At 36.2% G+C, this 14,599-nt stretch carries 17 protein-coding genes; 5 read left to right on the forward strand and 12 right to left on the reverse strand.

Annotated elements, in window-relative coordinates; all coding sequences use genetic code 11:
- Nucleotides 1-47 precede the first annotated feature (47 nt).
- Together truA and LB450_RS06070 are read left to right on the forward strand one after the other, a co-directional pair.
- Nucleotides 48-797: a tRNA pseudouridine(38-40) synthase TruA gene (truA, locus tag LB450_RS06065; RefSeq protein ID WP_224486963.1), complete on the forward strand. Its 750-nt coding sequence runs from the start codon at nucleotides 48-50 to the stop codon at nucleotides 795-797.
- Between the two features lie 4 nt (nucleotides 798-801).
- On the forward strand, nucleotides 802-2,568 hold the full coding sequence (locus tag LB450_RS06070; protein ID WP_224486964.1) for an ABC transporter ATP-binding protein: 1,767 nt from the start codon (nucleotides 802-804) through the stop codon (nucleotides 2,566-2,568).
- Here the strand turns inward: LB450_RS06070 and cdaA are convergent.
- Both cdaA and folP read right to left on the reverse strand, forming a co-directional pair.
- Nucleotides 2,565-3,344: a diadenylate cyclase CdaA gene (cdaA, locus tag LB450_RS06075; protein WP_224486965.1), complete on the reverse strand. Its 780-nt coding sequence runs from the start codon at nucleotides 3,342-3,344 to the stop codon at nucleotides 2,565-2,567. The genes LB450_RS06070 and cdaA overlap by 4 nt on opposite strands.
- A gap of 3 nt (nucleotides 3,345-3,347) precedes the next feature.
- Nucleotides 3,348-4,175 (reverse strand): dihydropteroate synthase, encoded by an 828-nt coding sequence (folP, locus tag LB450_RS06080; protein WP_224486966.1) that lies wholly within the window; start codon nucleotides 4,173-4,175, stop codon nucleotides 3,348-3,350.
- 158 nt (nucleotides 4,176-4,333) lie between these two features.
- On the opposite strand from folP, the gene LB450_RS13900 reads away from it, so the two are divergent.
- On the forward strand, nucleotides 4,334-4,513 hold the full coding sequence (locus LB450_RS13900; RefSeq protein WP_224487058.1) for a DUF5652 family protein: 180 nt from the start codon (nucleotides 4,334-4,336) through the stop codon (nucleotides 4,511-4,513).
- Here LB450_RS13900 and gldG read toward each other — a convergent pair.
- Genes gldG through LB450_RS06105 form a run of 4 tightly spaced genes read right to left on the reverse strand, consistent with a single transcriptional unit; the run spans nucleotide 4,510 to nucleotide 8,023 of the window.
- A complete protein-coding gene (gldG, locus tag LB450_RS06090; RefSeq protein WP_224486967.1) occupies nucleotides 4,510-6,165 on the reverse strand; it encodes a gliding motility-associated ABC transporter substrate-binding protein GldG in 1,656 nt (551 codons plus the stop codon). The two genes, LB450_RS13900 and gldG, sit on opposite strands and share 4 nt — an antisense overlap.
- Nucleotides 6,162-6,893 carry a gliding motility-associated ABC transporter permease subunit GldF gene (gene gldF / locus LB450_RS06095; RefSeq protein ID WP_224486968.1) on the reverse strand — a complete coding sequence of 244 codons (732 nt, stop codon included), beginning with the start codon at nucleotides 6,891-6,893 and terminating at the stop codon, nucleotides 6,162-6,164. The genes gldG and gldF overlap by 4 nt, the downstream gene beginning before the upstream one ends.
- 1 nt (nucleotide 6,894) lies before the next feature.
- Nucleotides 6,895-7,191 (reverse strand): putative quinol monooxygenase, encoded by a 297-nt coding sequence (locus LB450_RS06100; protein WP_224486969.1) that lies wholly within the window; start codon nucleotides 7,189-7,191, stop codon nucleotides 6,895-6,897.
- Nucleotide 7,192: 1 nt separating this feature from the next.
- Nucleotides 7,193-8,023 (reverse strand): SAM hydrolase/SAM-dependent halogenase family protein, encoded by an 831-nt coding sequence (locus LB450_RS06105; protein WP_224486970.1) that lies wholly within the window; start codon nucleotides 8,021-8,023, stop codon nucleotides 7,193-7,195.
- 95 nt (nucleotides 8,024-8,118) lie between these two features.
- On the opposite strand from LB450_RS06105, the gene LB450_RS06110 reads away from it, so the two are divergent.
- Together LB450_RS06110 and LB450_RS06115 are read left to right on the forward strand one after the other, a co-directional pair.
- The gene (locus LB450_RS06110; RefSeq protein WP_224486971.1) at nucleotides 8,119-9,072 is read left to right on the forward strand and encodes a PhoH family protein; all 954 of its coding nucleotides are present in this window, start codon (nucleotides 8,119-8,121) and stop codon (nucleotides 9,070-9,072) included.
- A gap of 3 nt (nucleotides 9,073-9,075) precedes the next feature.
- Complete coding sequence (locus LB450_RS06115; RefSeq protein WP_224486972.1) at nucleotides 9,076-10,026, forward strand: phosphoribosylaminoimidazolesuccinocarboxamide synthase; 951 nt, start codon at nucleotides 9,076-9,078, stop codon at nucleotides 10,024-10,026.
- Here the strand turns inward: LB450_RS06115 and LB450_RS06120 are convergent.
- The 6 genes from LB450_RS06120 to LB450_RS06145 form a co-directional block, all read right to left on the reverse strand.
- The gene (locus LB450_RS06120) at nucleotides 10,023-10,424 is read right to left on the reverse strand and encodes a DUF4174 domain-containing protein (RefSeq protein WP_224486973.1); all 402 of its coding nucleotides are present in this window, start codon (nucleotides 10,422-10,424) and stop codon (nucleotides 10,023-10,025) included. The two genes, LB450_RS06115 and LB450_RS06120, sit on opposite strands and share 4 nt — an antisense overlap.
- Nucleotides 10,424-10,981: an RNA polymerase sigma factor gene (locus tag LB450_RS06125; protein WP_224486974.1), complete on the reverse strand. Its 558-nt coding sequence runs from the start codon at nucleotides 10,979-10,981 to the stop codon at nucleotides 10,424-10,426. The genes LB450_RS06120 and LB450_RS06125 overlap by 1 nt, the downstream gene beginning before the upstream one ends.
- A complete protein-coding gene (locus LB450_RS06130; RefSeq protein ID WP_224486975.1) occupies nucleotides 10,972-12,072 on the reverse strand; it encodes a glycosyltransferase in 1,101 nt (366 codons plus the stop codon). Before LB450_RS06130 ends, LB450_RS06125 begins: the two co-directional genes overlap by 10 nt.
- A gap of 19 nt (nucleotides 12,073-12,091) precedes the next feature.
- Nucleotides 12,092-12,298, reverse strand: a complete 207-nt coding sequence (locus LB450_RS06135) for a membrane or secreted protein (protein WP_224486976.1) — start codon at nucleotides 12,296-12,298, stop codon at nucleotides 12,092-12,094.
- Between the two features lie 85 nt (nucleotides 12,299-12,383).
- Nucleotides 12,384-13,397: a UDP-N-acetylmuramate dehydrogenase gene (gene murB / locus LB450_RS06140; RefSeq protein WP_224486977.1), complete on the reverse strand. Its 1,014-nt coding sequence runs from the start codon at nucleotides 13,395-13,397 to the stop codon at nucleotides 12,384-12,386.
- Nucleotides 13,398-14,591 carry a pyridoxal phosphate-dependent aminotransferase gene (locus LB450_RS06145; protein ID WP_224486978.1) on the reverse strand — a complete coding sequence of 398 codons (1,194 nt, stop codon included), beginning with the start codon at nucleotides 14,589-14,591 and terminating at the stop codon, nucleotides 13,398-13,400.
- Nucleotides 14,592-14,599: the final 8 nt, after the last annotated feature.

A 14,599-nucleotide genomic window follows, 5' to 3' on the forward strand; every position in this document is an offset into this window, starting at 1 on the left:
TGGTCTATTCTCTATCCTTATATTTGTGTTTTAAAACTTTTCTGTCTGTGAGATATTACCTTCAACTTTCTTATTTAGGAACCCATTACCATGGCTGGCAAAAACAACTGGATAAAGTGAGCGTCCAGTCTCAGATTAATCATGCCTTACAAACCGCTTTACAGGAAAGTGTGGATGTGGTGGGTGCAGGAAGAACAGATACTGGTGTGCATGCTTCGGGATATGTGGCTCATTTTGATTGTCATCAACGTATTACGGATTACAAAAAATGTATTTTCAAATTGAACAGCATACTGCCTCCAGATATTGCTGTTCATGACCTTAAAAAAGTAGCAGATGATTTTCACGCTCGTTTTGATGCGACTTCAAGAACCTATGAATATTCCATAGTCCAGTTTAAAGATCCATTTTCTTTGGGACGAAGTTATTTTGTGAAAAATGAATTGGATGTAGAAGCTATGCAAAAGGCTTCCAATCTCTTATTTAATCATAAAAATTTCAAATCTTTTTCTAAAGTTAAAACCGATGTTTATACATTTGACTGTGAAATAAAAAAAGCGATTTGGCACCAAAATGAACACCATCTTCTTTTTGAAATTTCAGCCAATCGATTTTTAAGAAATATGGTAAGAGCAATTGTTGGAACTTTGGTTGAAGTAGGATTGCATAAAATTTCAGTAGAGGCTTTCAACGAAATTATTATTGCTCAAGAAAGGTCCAAAGCTGGCAAATCTGTTCCTGCTCATGCTTTGGTTTTGAAAAAAATAGAGTATCCTGAACAAGGACTCGGGAATTAAAAACATGGAAAATAAAAGCGGTAACGCCTTCGATACGAAACTCTTTAAGAGACTCTTAAAGTATACCAATCCTTATAAAACGACTTTTTATTTTGTAGGTTTTGCAGCTATTGCCTTATCTGGTTTGGGTGTGCTTAGACCTTATTTACTGAAGTTAACTATAGACAAAGGGATTACTCAAAATGATGCAGATAGTCTTGTATTCTATGTAAGTTCAATGCTAGTTGTCCTCATTTTTGAAGTTATTTTCCAATTCAGTTTTATTTTTTATGCCAACTGGCTTGGTCAGGAAGTGATTCGGGACATTCGTGTGAAATTGTACAAACACATGATGAATTTCAAAAAGCAATATTTTGATAATTCTTCTGTCGGCAGACTTGTAACCAGAGCGGTAAGCGATATAGAAACCATAGCAAGTATTTTTAGTCAGGGCTTATTTATGATCATCAGCGACTTGCTAAAAATGCTTGTGGTTCTTGGATTTATGTTTTGGCAAAGCTGGCAACTGTCCTTACTTGTATTGGCCGTATTACCTTTCATTCTTTATGCAACACGTGTTTTTCAAAAGAAAATGAAAATTGCTTTTGAGGAGGTAAGGACTCAGGTCTCCAACCTGAATTCTTATGTTCAGGAGCATATCACTGGCATGAAAATCGTTCAAATATTCAATAGAGAAGAGGAGGAATATAAACGATTTAAGGACATCAACAAAAAACACAGAAAAGGCTGGATTAAAACCGTTTGGTATAACGCTATTTTCTTTCCAATTTCAGAAATGTCCACTTCTATTACCATTGGTTTAATTGTATGGTTTGGGGGATTACGTGTGGTGGAATCAGACACCTTGTCTTTGGGTATTATCGTAATGTTTATTGAGTTAGCACAAATGCTTTTCCGTCCCCTAAGGCAAATTGCAGACAAATTCAACTCATTACAAATGGGCATGGTTGCTGCCAATCGGGTCTTTAAAATTCTAGACACCGATTCTCAAATTGAAAATTCTGGAGCCATAGTTCCTGAGAAATTGAAAGGACACATCACTTTTGAAAATGTGAGATTCAGTTATATACCCGATGAAGAGATCCTAAAAGGAATTTCTTTTGAAGTTCAACCAGGAGAAACCGTTGCCATAGTTGGCGCTACTGGTGCAGGGAAAAGTACGGTCATCAATCTGCTGAGCCGCTTTTATGAAATTAATAGCGGTATTATTACTGTGGATGGAGAAGACCTCAGAGAGTATGAGCTTACGGCATTGCGGAGTCAAATTGCCGTTGTTCTGCAAGATGTTTTCCTGTTTGCGGATAGTATTCTGAATAATATCACACTTAATAAAGAAGGGATTACTGAGGAACAGGTTATCGCTGCTGCCAAAGAAATAGGAGTACATGATTTTATATCTACTTTACCAAATTCTTATCACTACAATGTAAAAGAAAGAGGAGTGATGTTATCTTCTGGTCAACGTCAATTAATTGCTTTTTTAAGAGCTTATGTTTCTAAGCCAAGTGTTTTGGTTTTGGATGAAGCGACTTCTTCGGTAGATAGTTATAGCGAACAACTAATACAGGATGCAACTGATAAATTGACCAAAGACAGAACTTCAATAGTGATCGCCCACAGATTGGCAACCATAAAAAATGCTGATAAAATTATAGTTATGGATCTGGGTAAAATTGTGGAAACGGGAACACATTCAGAATTGCTGAAAAGGGAAAGTGGCTATTACAAAAATCTCTACGAAGCTCAGTTTCAACATGAAGAAGTGGACTAGCTTAAGTCTTCTTTTATTTGTTCAGTCAGTTTTTCCAGGTCATCAAAAAAATTGAATTCACCATTTTTGAGATAAGAAAGTTGCCCTGTTTCTTCACTTACAACCAAAGCAACGGCATCTGTTTTTTCACTTATTCCAACAGCAGCACGGTGTCTTAGACCAAATCTTAAGGGGATATCTCTATCATTGCTCACTGGCAAAATTACCCGAGTAGCTGTTATTCTTCCATCTTCAATGACTATTGCTCCATCGTGAAGCGTACTGTTTTTGAAAAAGATGGACTCGATGATTGGTCTATTCACTTTGATGTCCATATCATCACCGGTATTTTTTATAAACTCTAGTTTAGTGTTTCTTTTGATGACAATTAAAGCACCAGTTTTGGTTGTTCCCAATTTTCTGCAGGCTTCAACGATGATGTCAACATAATTTTGAGTCTGATTTTCTCTTTTGGAAAAATTTAGCTGTAACCAGTTGTTTTTACTGCTAAAGTTGGTTGAGCCTATCATCAGTAAGAATTTCCTGATTTCTTGTTGGAAAACGACGATGAGCGCAAACATCCCAACGCCTATAAACTCCCCCAGAACACTACTCAGCATCTCCATCTGAAGTAACTGAGTAAGTTTCCAAATCAAGTACACAATGACGATACCTATGAAAATATTGATGGCAGCAGACCCTTTTACAAGTTTGTAGACATAATATAAAAGCACAGAAACCAGAAGAATATCAAGGATATCTAAAAATCTAAACTCTAAAAAATCTAAACCTATCATGTTTTAATGTTCTGTCAATTTTTGGTGTAAGGTAACGCATTGTTTGGCTTCAAGCACATCGTGGACTCTCAAGATAGAACTGCCGTTCATTAAAGCTGCCATATTCAGTGCTGTTGTTCCATTCAGGGCGTTTTGGGCGTCTATAGACAAACTTTTATAAATCATGGATTTGCGAGAAACGCCAGTGAGTATTGGCAAAGCGAGGTTTTTTAAAGCTTTCAAATGATTTAATAATTCAAAATTTTGTGGGGTATTTTTAGCAAAACCAAATCCCGGATCAATTATTAAGTCATTAATACCTTTTTTTCTTGCTTCTGAAATTCTTTCAGAAAAATAAAAAACAACCTCTTTTACGAGGTTATCGTAATCCGTCAACTCTTTCATAGTTTGCGGAGTTCCCCTCATGTGCATCATGATGTAAGGTACCTGATAGGACGCAACTAAATCCAACATCTTATCATCTAGTTTTCCAGCAGAAATATCGTTGATGATATGTGCCCCCTGGTCTAAACTTTCTTTAGCAACCTGACTTCTGAAGGTGTCTATAGATATAATAAGCTCAGGAAATTCTTTTGTGACTTGTTGCAATACTGAAGCTTGTCTGCGCACTTCTTCCTCTTCACTGATGTCATCGGCGCCAGGTCTTGAGCTGTAAGCTCCGATGTCCAGAATATCCATTCCGTCCTGAATATTTTTCTCCACCTGCTCAAGGGCCTCTTTATTTGTTTTGAATTTGCCTCCGTCATAAAAAGAGTCTGGTGTCAAATTGAGCACCCCCATAACTTTAGGTGCTGATAAATCGAGTAAGTATCCTTTGCAGTTAATGGTCATATCGACAAATTTATAATTTTAAAAGGTTCGTCAACTTATTTTCTTAACTCCTTTTGGTTTTCTTTTAGATTTTATATTAAATTATAGTCCTAAACTCTTAAATTATGAACGATTAAACCCCAGACCTTCAAACTTTACTCGAAGATTATTCTACACTAATAGGTATACTGCTCTTTCTACTTGTCGTGGATGCTGTTTTGAAACTCATAACCTTATGGCAATCTGCAAGACGTAAGCAACTGGCTTGGTTTATCTTTTTGGCACTGATTAATTCTTTGGGTATTCTTCCTGTGATTTATTTAATTATCAATATAAATAAAGATAAGTTTAAGCGTTAGTTACTACTGTATTTTTTTCGTCTCCAGTAATAGAAAACACCCCCAAAAATCAAAATGGATACAACGGGTACTGCTAAATTAAAAATCTGCCAGGTCAATTTTTCATGTTCCAGGGCCTCCAAATTCATTTCATCTAGATCGATGGATTTGTTTCTGATGTTTACTAAGTCTTCGTCACCCAAAAGATAGTTTACTGTATTCAGTAAAAAAGTTTTATTTCCATAGGTCAATCCTGTATATCTGTCAAAACCTAGTTCCAGGGGTTTTCCAGATTGCAGCTGATTTTTAATCACATCCCCGTCAGAAATAAAAACCTGTTGCGTTCTCGGGCTTTTCTCTAAAGAATTCGAAAGCTGAAAAGGTTTTAATTTTGCCCGGTAAGCAGATGTGAACTCACCTTCTACGAGGACTGCTAACGGAAATTGGCCATTTTTATAAAGCCTGGGATCTGGTTCCTGGGTAATGTCATTCAGATTTATTTCTGAAGGAACCCCAACTACTCTTGAAAGTTCTGAGCTTTCCAGCAGGATAGTTTGATTCAAACTGGACGATAAAGTATCAATAGGGTTTGCAAATTCAAATTTAACAGGATTAAGATTTGAAGTAATTGGGTGCTTTTGTCCAACGCCCCCAAGAGGATCATAAAACCACGGAAAACGTGTAAGTTGCGTAGAATTACCACTTCCCGACGCTAACACAATAGGAGCAGAGTACAAATCATTTACCAGTTGCGGATTGATTCGAATGCCATATCTAAAAAATAAAGTATGTAAATTTAAATCTCTAGGCAAAGCTATTGCTGATTTAGAAGCTTTGTATAGGCTATCTTTTTCTACATTCACATGTTCTGTAAGCCAAAGTGCTTTACCGCCGTTCATGATATATTGATCCAGGGCATAGACTTTCTCCTCGCTAAAAACTTCAGACGGTTTAGCGTCGATTATCAGATCATAAGTTTTTAGCAGATCCAAAGTCCGCTCTGGAGATTTTTTGACAGAGTCAAGTGTAAATGGAGCTATCAGATAATACGCTTTCAGCGTGGTCAGAAAATCTGAAATGTATCTGTCTTCCAATTCGCCCTGACCTTTTATGATGGCGATTTTTTTATGGCGCTTTCTTGTTAACTTAGTAGTGGCATTCGCAAAAGCATATTCCAGATTTTCAATGGATTTCTGAATTAACTCAGAGTTGCTTTGTGTAAGAGTCTTCTGAATGAGTTGAATGGAGGATTGTTGGTTTTTGAAATTAGCTAAAGCCCAGGGGAATATAAGGCGCTCGGTCATTTTTCCATTTTCTCGAATATTTAGAGTCTCTGGGGGCATGCCTTGTTCATAAAAACGATTGGCTACTTCCAAGGCTTCCAGATCACTATCCAAAGGGTTTACAAACTCAAATTTGATATTTGAATTATAAGCCTGTAGTTCTTCCAGCATGTAGCGAGTCTCCGTCTGAAGTCTTTTGAACTCTGAAGGCAAATCACCTGTAAGATAAACTTGAATGACTAATGGATTTTCGATAGAGTCGATCAGTTCCAAAGTTGAATCTGATAAGGTATACCTCTCGTCTGAAGTAAAATCCAAACGAAAAAAATAAAGAGAAGCCAACAAATTGACAAGCACCAATGCAACTACAATACCTGAGATTTTTTTCATTTTGAAGCAGACTTTAGGTGATAATGCGTAAGTGCTAAAAATAAAAAGGTGATACTTAGGAAATAAATCAGGTTTCTGCTGTCCAGAATCCCTCTGGATATGCTTTTATAGTGATAACTTATTCCGAAGTAATCCAAAGCATAAAGTTGTGAGTCACCAATAGGTATTGAACTTAAACCATTAAATCCAAAGTATAAAAACAGACTGATCACCGTTCCCAAAATAAAAGCAACAATTTGATTATTACTCAGGGAAGAAGCGAAAATTCCAATAGAGGTGAAACACGAAATAAATAAAATAACTCCTAAGTAAGAACTGAATATCACCCCGTAATCCACAACTACATTTTCTGCAGCTAGTTCAGTTAAGCTTATTAAATAAAATAAAGTAGGTGCAAGGGCAATCATACTCAAGCAAAGACAGCCAAAAAATTTACCAAGAATCAATTGATTAAGACTGATAGGCTTAGTTAATAAAAGCTCCATTGTACCTTGTTTTTTCTCTTCTGAAAAGCTCCGCATACAGATGGCAGGAATCAAAAACGCAAATACCCAGGGCAATGCTTCAAAAAAAGGAATGAGATTGACGTAACCTGAATCAAAAATATTGAAAGTCCCAGGAATGATCCAGATTAAACTTCCAATAGAAATCAAAAAGAGGCCTACCACGATAAAACCAATGGAAGTTGAAAAAAAACTATTGAATTCTTTACTGAAAATCGCTAGCATATCAATTTAATTCTACAAGTTTATCTAGGCTCCAGGCTTCAGCTTTTTGAGAAAATCCAATTTTGGTGGCTTTCCAAACTTCAGCAAATAAAGCGGAATGTCTATAGGAATTCAAATGCGTTTCAGATTCCCAATAACTGTAAGTAAAAAATAAAGTCTTATCCTTTTGGTCTTGATAAAGTTCCAAACGTTGACAACCATCAAACTGTCGAATTTTATCTCTATTTTTTTGAAATAAATCCTGAAAGCTTTTTACAGCATCAGGTTCAAATTTCATTTTGACTATCCTTACGAGCATTCTATGAAAATTTAACGGTGAGTGTGTCCAAATATTTTAAGCCGAACAGGCTAGAAGCACATCCTACACTTAAGGGATTACTCTTATAAATGGCAAGTTCTAAAAAATCTGATGAATTGAACAAAGCTATTTTCTTTCCCTCCATCTCTCTGTTTCCTTTTGGTATGTTGAAGTTTATAGCTTCGGAATAATTGGAATGCACTTTCTTGAAGTGTGTAGATCTAGCAGAAATAAGAACCTTTCTTCCTTTGGCTACAGACTTAAAAAGTTTTTTGCTGATGTTGGAAACCACATTTCCAAAGTTATCAATGTAAATAATATGACCAATGATCTGGTCTTCGGCTTGATTCACACTTGGTTTTACATGAGTCAGTTCATTCATGCTCGCCATAGATTTACCGATAACATCTAAATCCCCGCCTCTGCAAATGTGAGCTGCCACACTGATAAATACATCGAGAATTTTAGACCTTCTTTCAAAATTATCATGAATGTTTATTTCTACAATTTTATCAGGCTTTATTTCTGAAGAAATCAATGAAAGAATACCATTATCTGCACAAATAAAGTAATGACCATCTAGATAAATAGCAAGATGTTTGTTTTCTGGAGTCAATTCAGAATCTACTCCTATGATATGAATCGAATTTTTTGGAAAATTATGGTAAGCATTTTTGATGATGTAGGCAGCTTCGGTATAATTGAAAGGCGAAATTTCATGAGAAACATCCACGATTTGTGCCTGATCCAGCTCGCTGAACAAGGCCCCTTTAACAGCGGCCACAGAGTGATCTTTCAGTCCGAAATCTGTAGTAAGAGTAATGATGGGCATTTAATAGACAGTTAATAATTGTAAGCTAAATTTCGTCAAAAAAATGCGTAAATTTGCTATGCGAATTTATTATTTTTAACCAAAAATCGGCACTTTTGAATGAACTTATTTTAGAACTCTCAGAAATTAATCCAAGAGAATTTTTTGGACACCATAATGTGAATATTGAACTTGTAAAGAAATATTATCCACAACTTAAGCTTGTAGCGAGAGGAAATAAAATAAAAGTTTTTGGTGATGACGAGGGACTGGAAGAATTTGAACAGCGTTTTCAGATGCTGTTAGATCATTTTTCTAAATTCAATTCCTTAGATGAAAATGCAATCGAGAGAATTCTCACCAGCGAATCTAAAGCAGATTATGACTCTCCTGCTTCATCTGGAGACGTCTTAGTTCATGGGATAGGAGGAAGGCTTATAAAAGCACAAACCGCCAATCAGCGTAAACTAGTGGAATTGATGAATACCAACGATATGGTATTTGCTATAGGCCCTGCAGGAACTGGTAAGACGTATACCGGTGTTGCTCTGGCTGTAAAAGCACTAAAAAACAAACAAGTAAGAAGAATCATACTTACGCGTCCTGCTGTAGAAGCGGGAGAAAATCTGGGTTTTCTCCCAGGTGATTTAAGAGAGAAACTAGATCCTTACATGCAGCCACTTTACGATGCTTTACGGGATATGATCGCTCCAGAAAAATTGGAGAGCTACATCGAAAAGGGAACCATACAGATAGCTCCACTTGCATTTATGCGTGGAAGAACATTAGATAATGCCTTTGTGATACTGGATGAAGCTCAAAACACAACTCATCCACAGATGAAAATGTTTTTGACGAGAATGGGTAAAAATGCAAAGTTTATGATTACTGGAGATCCGGGGCAGGTGGATTTGCCTAAACGCGCCATTTCAGGTCTCAAAGAAGCGCTTTTGGTTCTAAAGGATATTAAAGGAATTGGTATGATTTATCTGGATGATAAAGATGTGATTCGCCACCGGCTCGTTAAAAAAGTAATTTCAGCTTACAAGGCTATAGAAAATCAAGATTAAATTATGAGTGCAACACTTTTATCAACTCAATTTCAACTTCCAGGTCAAGTCGATGTTTACAAAGGAAAAGTCAGAGAAGTTTATACGCTTTCAGGTAATAAAATTATCATCGTTGCAACAGACAGATTAAGCGCTTTTGATGTGGTCTTACCCCAGGGCATTCCTTATAAAGGTCAGATTCTTAATGAAATTGCTTCTGAAATGCTTAAGGCTACAGAAGATATTGTGCCAAACTGGCTGGAAGCGGTTCCAGATCCCAATGTGAGTGTTGGTGTGAAATGCCAGCCTTTTAAAGTGGAAATGGTGGTAAGGAATTATTTGGTAGGTCATGCTGCCAGAGAATATACAGCTGGTAAACGTGAGCTTTGCGGAGTGAAACTCAAAGAGGGCCTAAAATTGAACGATAAGTTTGATGCGCCTATAATAACTCCTACAACTAAAGCAGAACAAGGCGATCACGATCAGGATATTTCCAGAGAAGAAATCCTGAGCCAGGGAATTGTGAGTCAAGCTGATTATGAAGTTTTAGAGGATTATGCCCTTAAGTTATTTCATCGGGGAACTGAACTTGCTAATGACAGAGACCTGCTTTTAGTCGATACCAAATATGAATTTGGAAAGACTCCTGAAGGTAAAATTGTAGTTATCGATGAAATTCATACACCAGATTCATCTCGTTATTTTTACAAAAAAGGCTATGAAGAGCGACAAGCCAAAGGTGAAAAACAAAAGCAATTGTCCAAAGAATTTGTTAGAGAATGGCTGATGGATAAAGGTTTTCAGGGTAAAGAAGGACAAGAAATTCCTGAGCTTACACCAGAAGTTGTGAATTCCATAAGCGAAAGATATATCGAGCTTTACGAGAAAATCACAGGAAAAAGCTTTCAAAAAGCGGATGTGGATTCCATTGAAACCCGGATTTTGAGCAATATCGAAGCCTATTTGAAGTCCTAATTCCTTCTCATTTCAGCTCTTCGCATCGGCATGTTATCCACAATAGCAAAAACTTGCCGGGGGTAAACGAATTTAGTAAACTTTTGTTTTATGGTTTTGTCTAAACCAATTAAGTAAATTTCTGGAGTAGAGCTTGCAACGTACTTAGCTTTATTTTTTTCTACGAACTTTTTGCTTTGTTCTGTAGTGTTGAAAATTGCTTTCATTTCCCCGTCAATTTGAGTAAAAACAGCAAGTTTTCTTTCTTTTAATCCTTTTGAGCTTTTCTTTAGACTATCGATTTGATCATTTATTTCTGAAGTAAATTTTGAAGCACTGATAACGATAATTCGTCTATCGTTAAATTCTTGAGGAGCCTTTAGAAGGCTGAGTAATAAAATAAGAGAAGCTAATTTCATCATCCGTTTTGATTCTGATTTATAATCTCGGCAAGAAGTTTTTTGGCTCTTAGTAATCGTACTTTAACGTTAGTTATGGGTTGCTCTGTGCGTACAGCGATTTCTTTATAACTCATTTCTTTAAAAAAGCGCAATTCTATGACTTCCCTGTAGTGCGGTTGCAATTCTTTTATTTGTCGTAAAAGGTTACTCAGGTTTTGTTCATTTATAATTTTGTCTTCCACGGTTGGCTCTATGTCTGCAATTTGAGAGACTCCGCTTGTATCAATTTCAGACGTTTTCAGCTTTTGCTTACGAGTAAGATCGATATGAATATTCTTTGAAATGGTCAACAGCCAAGTCTTGAATTTAAAATTCTCCTCATAGGTTTCTATTCTATCAAAAGCTCTAGCAAATGTTTGTACAGTAATCTCTTCGGCTTCATAGGTGTCTTTCGTGCGTTTCAGTTGAAACCTGTAAACATCCTCCCAGAAATGACTCAACAAAGCCCTAAACGCTTTTTGGTCCGCCTTTTTTGCTTTATTGATAAGCTCTTTTAAGTCTAGTTTTACTGCCACGTTTGTTGTTTTTTAAGTCTGCTAATTAGGCCAAGTCCGAGTTGCAAAAGAAGTAAACACGCTTCTAAGATAGGCCATATAAATAAAACTGGTTTGGAGACTTTCAGAATCTTAGCATAAATCCTTATTAGAATGCTTCTAATAAGGATTGTCAGCACATAAACTCCGAAAGCAATATCTGAAAATTGACCAAAGACTAATATCAAAAAACTCACCCAAAACAAGGCATGAAAAAAATGATAAAGCCCCAAAAATAGCTGACTTGAAGATTTATAATGGTAGGCTGTAGAATAATGCCTTAACTTCTGCTTGCACCAGGTTTTCCAATTAGTTTTAGGTTGGCTAAGCACAAAACTATCGGCGTTAAGGCTTACAGTAATCTTTGATGAATCTTCAATATTTTGAATTAGCATATCATCATCACCAGAAATTAAATGCTTCTCATTATCAAAGTTTTCGTTATCAAAAAACAGTTGTTTAGTATACATCACATTTCTGCCTACACTCATATACGCCTTATTTTCAATAGCTTTGGATATATATAAGGAGGCAGTTTGTAAGGTTTCAAATTGTATGATAAAATTCAAAAAAGAAGAATAAGCGATATATGGTGAGTAACCTAGCACACAGGATTTTGAAGTTGATAGTCTAGAACTCATCGTTGAAATCCAATCCTTGCTGATAGGTCTGCAGTCAGCATCTGTTAATAATATGAGTTCATGCAGGGAAGCGTGGATTCCTGTTTTAAGCGCGTTTCGTTTAGAGTCTGAAACTTTAGTCTGAAGTTGAATTAACTTTAGATAAGCATATTTTTCTTGTAATTGCTTTACGACTTCTGAAGTAGAATCTGTTGAGCAATCATCAACGACGATAACTTCAAATTGAGGATAATTTTGATTTAAAATGAATTCTAGATGTTCTGAAAGGTTTCTAGCCTCATTTCTAGCACAAATAACCACACTAACAGGGGGCTGTGTTTTTTTTGAGTCCGATGAATAAGCCTTATGCTCAGAAAATAGATAAGCAGTTTTAAATTGCTGAATCAGTATATAAAGTGTTGAAATTAAAAAAAGAAGGAGAATGAATTTCAACCATTATAAATTTTAAGTGTTATTTGGTTTTATCTACACCGCTGCAGTCTGTCTGTTCGTCTGGCATTTTTCCACAAAAGCTACAGGATTCACCAGACTTGTTTAAAAAAGGACTTTGACTTGCACAAGTGCCAGCAAATTTTCCGTCTTTTTTACCCCAAATCTTTATAGCTATCCCAGCGACAGCTAAACCTAAAAGCACGATAGTTATAAGTAGTAGTTTCATGCTGCAAATTTAATAAAAGTCGAACTTATTCAAACTCAATTGGGGTTTTATCTTGATTTTTTAACGAAAACTTGAAATTTCAGGTTCAAAATACATTGACCTCAGTCTCTAAAGCAATATCAAATTTATTCTTGACCTTTTTTTGTACAAGTTTTGCTAGGTTTTCAATGTCTTTGCCACTTGCTGTTCCATAATTCACCAAAACCAAAGCTTGTTTAGTGTGAATGCCGGCATCTCCTTTTCGGTAGCCTTTCATACCAGTTTTTTCAATAAGCCAGCCAGCAGGTATCTTCATGGATTTTTCATCTATTTCATAGTAAGGCACATCGGGATAATCAGTTTGAACTGCCTTTAAGGTTTTGTAATCCACGATTGGGTTTTTAAAAAAACTACCGCTATTGCCAATTTCTTTGGGATTGGGAAGTTTGGATTCTCGTATACCAATTATGGCTTTAGACACTTCTTGGATTGTAGGCGAAGTGATTCCTCTAGCCTTGAGTTCGGTTTGGATAGACCCGTAATCTATATGCAGTTGATGGTTTTTCTTGGTCAGTTTAAAAACCACACTGGTAATAATATATTGATTCTTAAATTTTGATTTGAATATGGAATCTCTATAGCCAAATTGACAATCTTGTGTAAAAAATCTTTTTTCGGAAAGGGTTTGCCTATTGATGGTTTCACAGTATGCCATGGTATCTTTCAGTTCAACACCGTAAGCACCAATGTTTTGCACTGGAGAAGTGCCGACATTTCCAGGAATAAGCGATAAATTCTCCAGACCTCCGAAATTATGTTCAAGGCAATAAATAACGAAGTCATGCCAGTTTTCACCTGCATGCGCTTTTATAAGCACATAATCAGTATGGTCTTCCACAACCTCAATTCCTTTGAGATTTATATGAAGTACGGTTTTTTTAATGTTTTGGGTGAGAAGCATATTGCTGCCTCCACCCAAAACAAATAATTCTGAAGCATAAAAACGTTTTAATATTTCCAAAAGTTCTTCTTTACTTTGAACAGAAATAAACTGATGTGCTTTTACATCTATTCCAAAACTATTGTAAGGTTTTAAAGAAATATCTCTTTCAAGCTTCATTTATCTATTGTTATAAGCCTGCAATGCCATTTTCAGAATCGAAACTGCTTTCATTAGATTTTGTTTTTCTAAAACGTAAGCAATTCGTATTTGATTTAAACCTGTGCCTGGTGTTGAGTAGAAACCAGCTGCTGGAGCTACCATGACTGTTTCACCATTCACATCGAATTCTGATAGTAACCATTTCGCAAAATCCTCAGTATCTTCTACAGGAAGCTCGACAACACAGTAAAATGCACCTTTTGGTTTTGCAACTTTCACTCCATCTATAGCTTCCAGAGCTTCGATAAGTGTATCTCTACGCTCTTTATATTCCTCATTTACTTCCAAGAAATAATCATCGGTTGTCTCTAAGGCAGCTTCACTTGCAATTTGTGCAAAGGTAGGAGGGCTTAATCTTGCTTGGGCAAACTTCATTGCTGTAGCCATCAATTCTTTATTTCTTGAAACCATACATCCTATTCGGGCTCCACACATGCTGTAGCGTTTGGATACAGAATCTACCATAATAGCGTGTTCTTTTAGCTCTGGTAAACTCATTATAGAGTGATGTTTCACACCGTCATATACAAATTCTCTATAAACTTCATCAGCTACCAAAAACAAATCATGTTTTAGTGCTAAATCTGCTAATTTTTGAAGTTCGTCTTTAGTATAGAGATACCCAGTTGGATTGCCTGGATTGCAAATAATTATGGCTTTAGTCCGGTCTGTGATTTGTGCTTCAAATTCATTAATAGCAGGCAGGGCAAAATTGTTCTCAAAATGAGATTCCACAGGTTTTACAGTAACGCCAGAGGCTACAGCAAAACCGTTATAATTGGCATAAAAAGGTTCAGGGATAATAACTTCATCTCCTGGATCTGTGATGCTGCCCATGGTGAAAAGCAAAGCTTCAGACCCTCCTGTAGTCACAATAAGATCTTCAGGTTTGATGTCAATTCCATTTTTTACATAATACTTGGCAAGCTTTAATTTGTAAGAGTCAAACCCGGAAGATGGACTATAAGACAAAATATCCAAATCATTATTTTTAACCGCATCCAATGCTACTTGTGGCGTAGCAATGTCTGGTTGACCGATATTTAAGAAATATATTTTTTTCCCCTCATCTATTGCTTTATCAGCAAAAGGGGCTAATTTTCTTATTGGAGATTGAGGCATGTCAAGGCCTTTAAAGGATAACTTTGGCATAAATTCAA

This window comes from Psychroflexus curvus, from assembly GCF_020164585.1.
Taxonomy (GTDB): domain Bacteria; phylum Bacteroidota; class Bacteroidia; order Flavobacteriales; family Flavobacteriaceae; genus Psychroflexus; species Psychroflexus curvus.

Coding starts and splice junctions, on each gene's coding strand:
- LB450_RS06145 (WP_224486978.1), bottom strand. CDS start 14,591: ATGCCAAAGTTATCCTTTAAAGGCCTTGACATGCCTCAATCTCCAATA.
- cdaA (WP_224486965.1), bottom strand. CDS start 3,344: ATGATAGGTTTAGATTTTTTAGAGTTTAGATTTTTAGATATCCTTGAT.
- LB450_RS06100 (WP_224486969.1), bottom strand. CDS start 7,191: ATGCTCGTAAGGATAGTCAAAATGAAATTTGAACCTGATGCTGTAAAA.
- murB (WP_224486977.1), bottom strand. CDS start 13,397: ATGAAGCTTGAAAGAGATATTTCTTTAAAACCTTACAATAGTTTTGGA.
- LB450_RS06115 (WP_224486972.1), top strand. CDS start 9,076: ATGAGTGCAACACTTTTATCAACTCAATTTCAACTTCCAGGTCAAGTC.
- LB450_RS06120 (WP_224486973.1), bottom strand. CDS start 10,424: ATGAAATTAGCTTCTCTTATTTTATTACTCAGCCTTCTAAAGGCTCCT.
- LB450_RS06070 (WP_224486964.1), top strand. CDS start 802: ATGGAAAATAAAAGCGGTAACGCCTTCGATACGAAACTCTTTAAGAGA.
- LB450_RS06105 (WP_224486970.1), bottom strand. CDS start 8,023: ATGCCCATCATTACTCTTACTACAGATTTCGGACTGAAAGATCACTCT.
- gldF (WP_224486968.1), bottom strand. CDS start 6,893: ATGCTAGCGATTTTCAGTAAAGAATTCAATAGTTTTTTTTCAACTTCC.
- folP (WP_224486966.1), bottom strand. CDS start 4,175: ATGACCATTAACTGCAAAGGATACTTACTCGATTTATCAGCACCTAAA.
- LB450_RS06135 (WP_224486976.1), bottom strand. CDS start 12,298: ATGAAACTACTACTTATAACTATCGTGCTTTTAGGTTTAGCTGTCGCT.
- gldG (WP_224486967.1), bottom strand. CDS start 6,165: ATGAAAAAAATCTCAGGTATTGTAGTTGCATTGGTGCTTGTCAATTTG.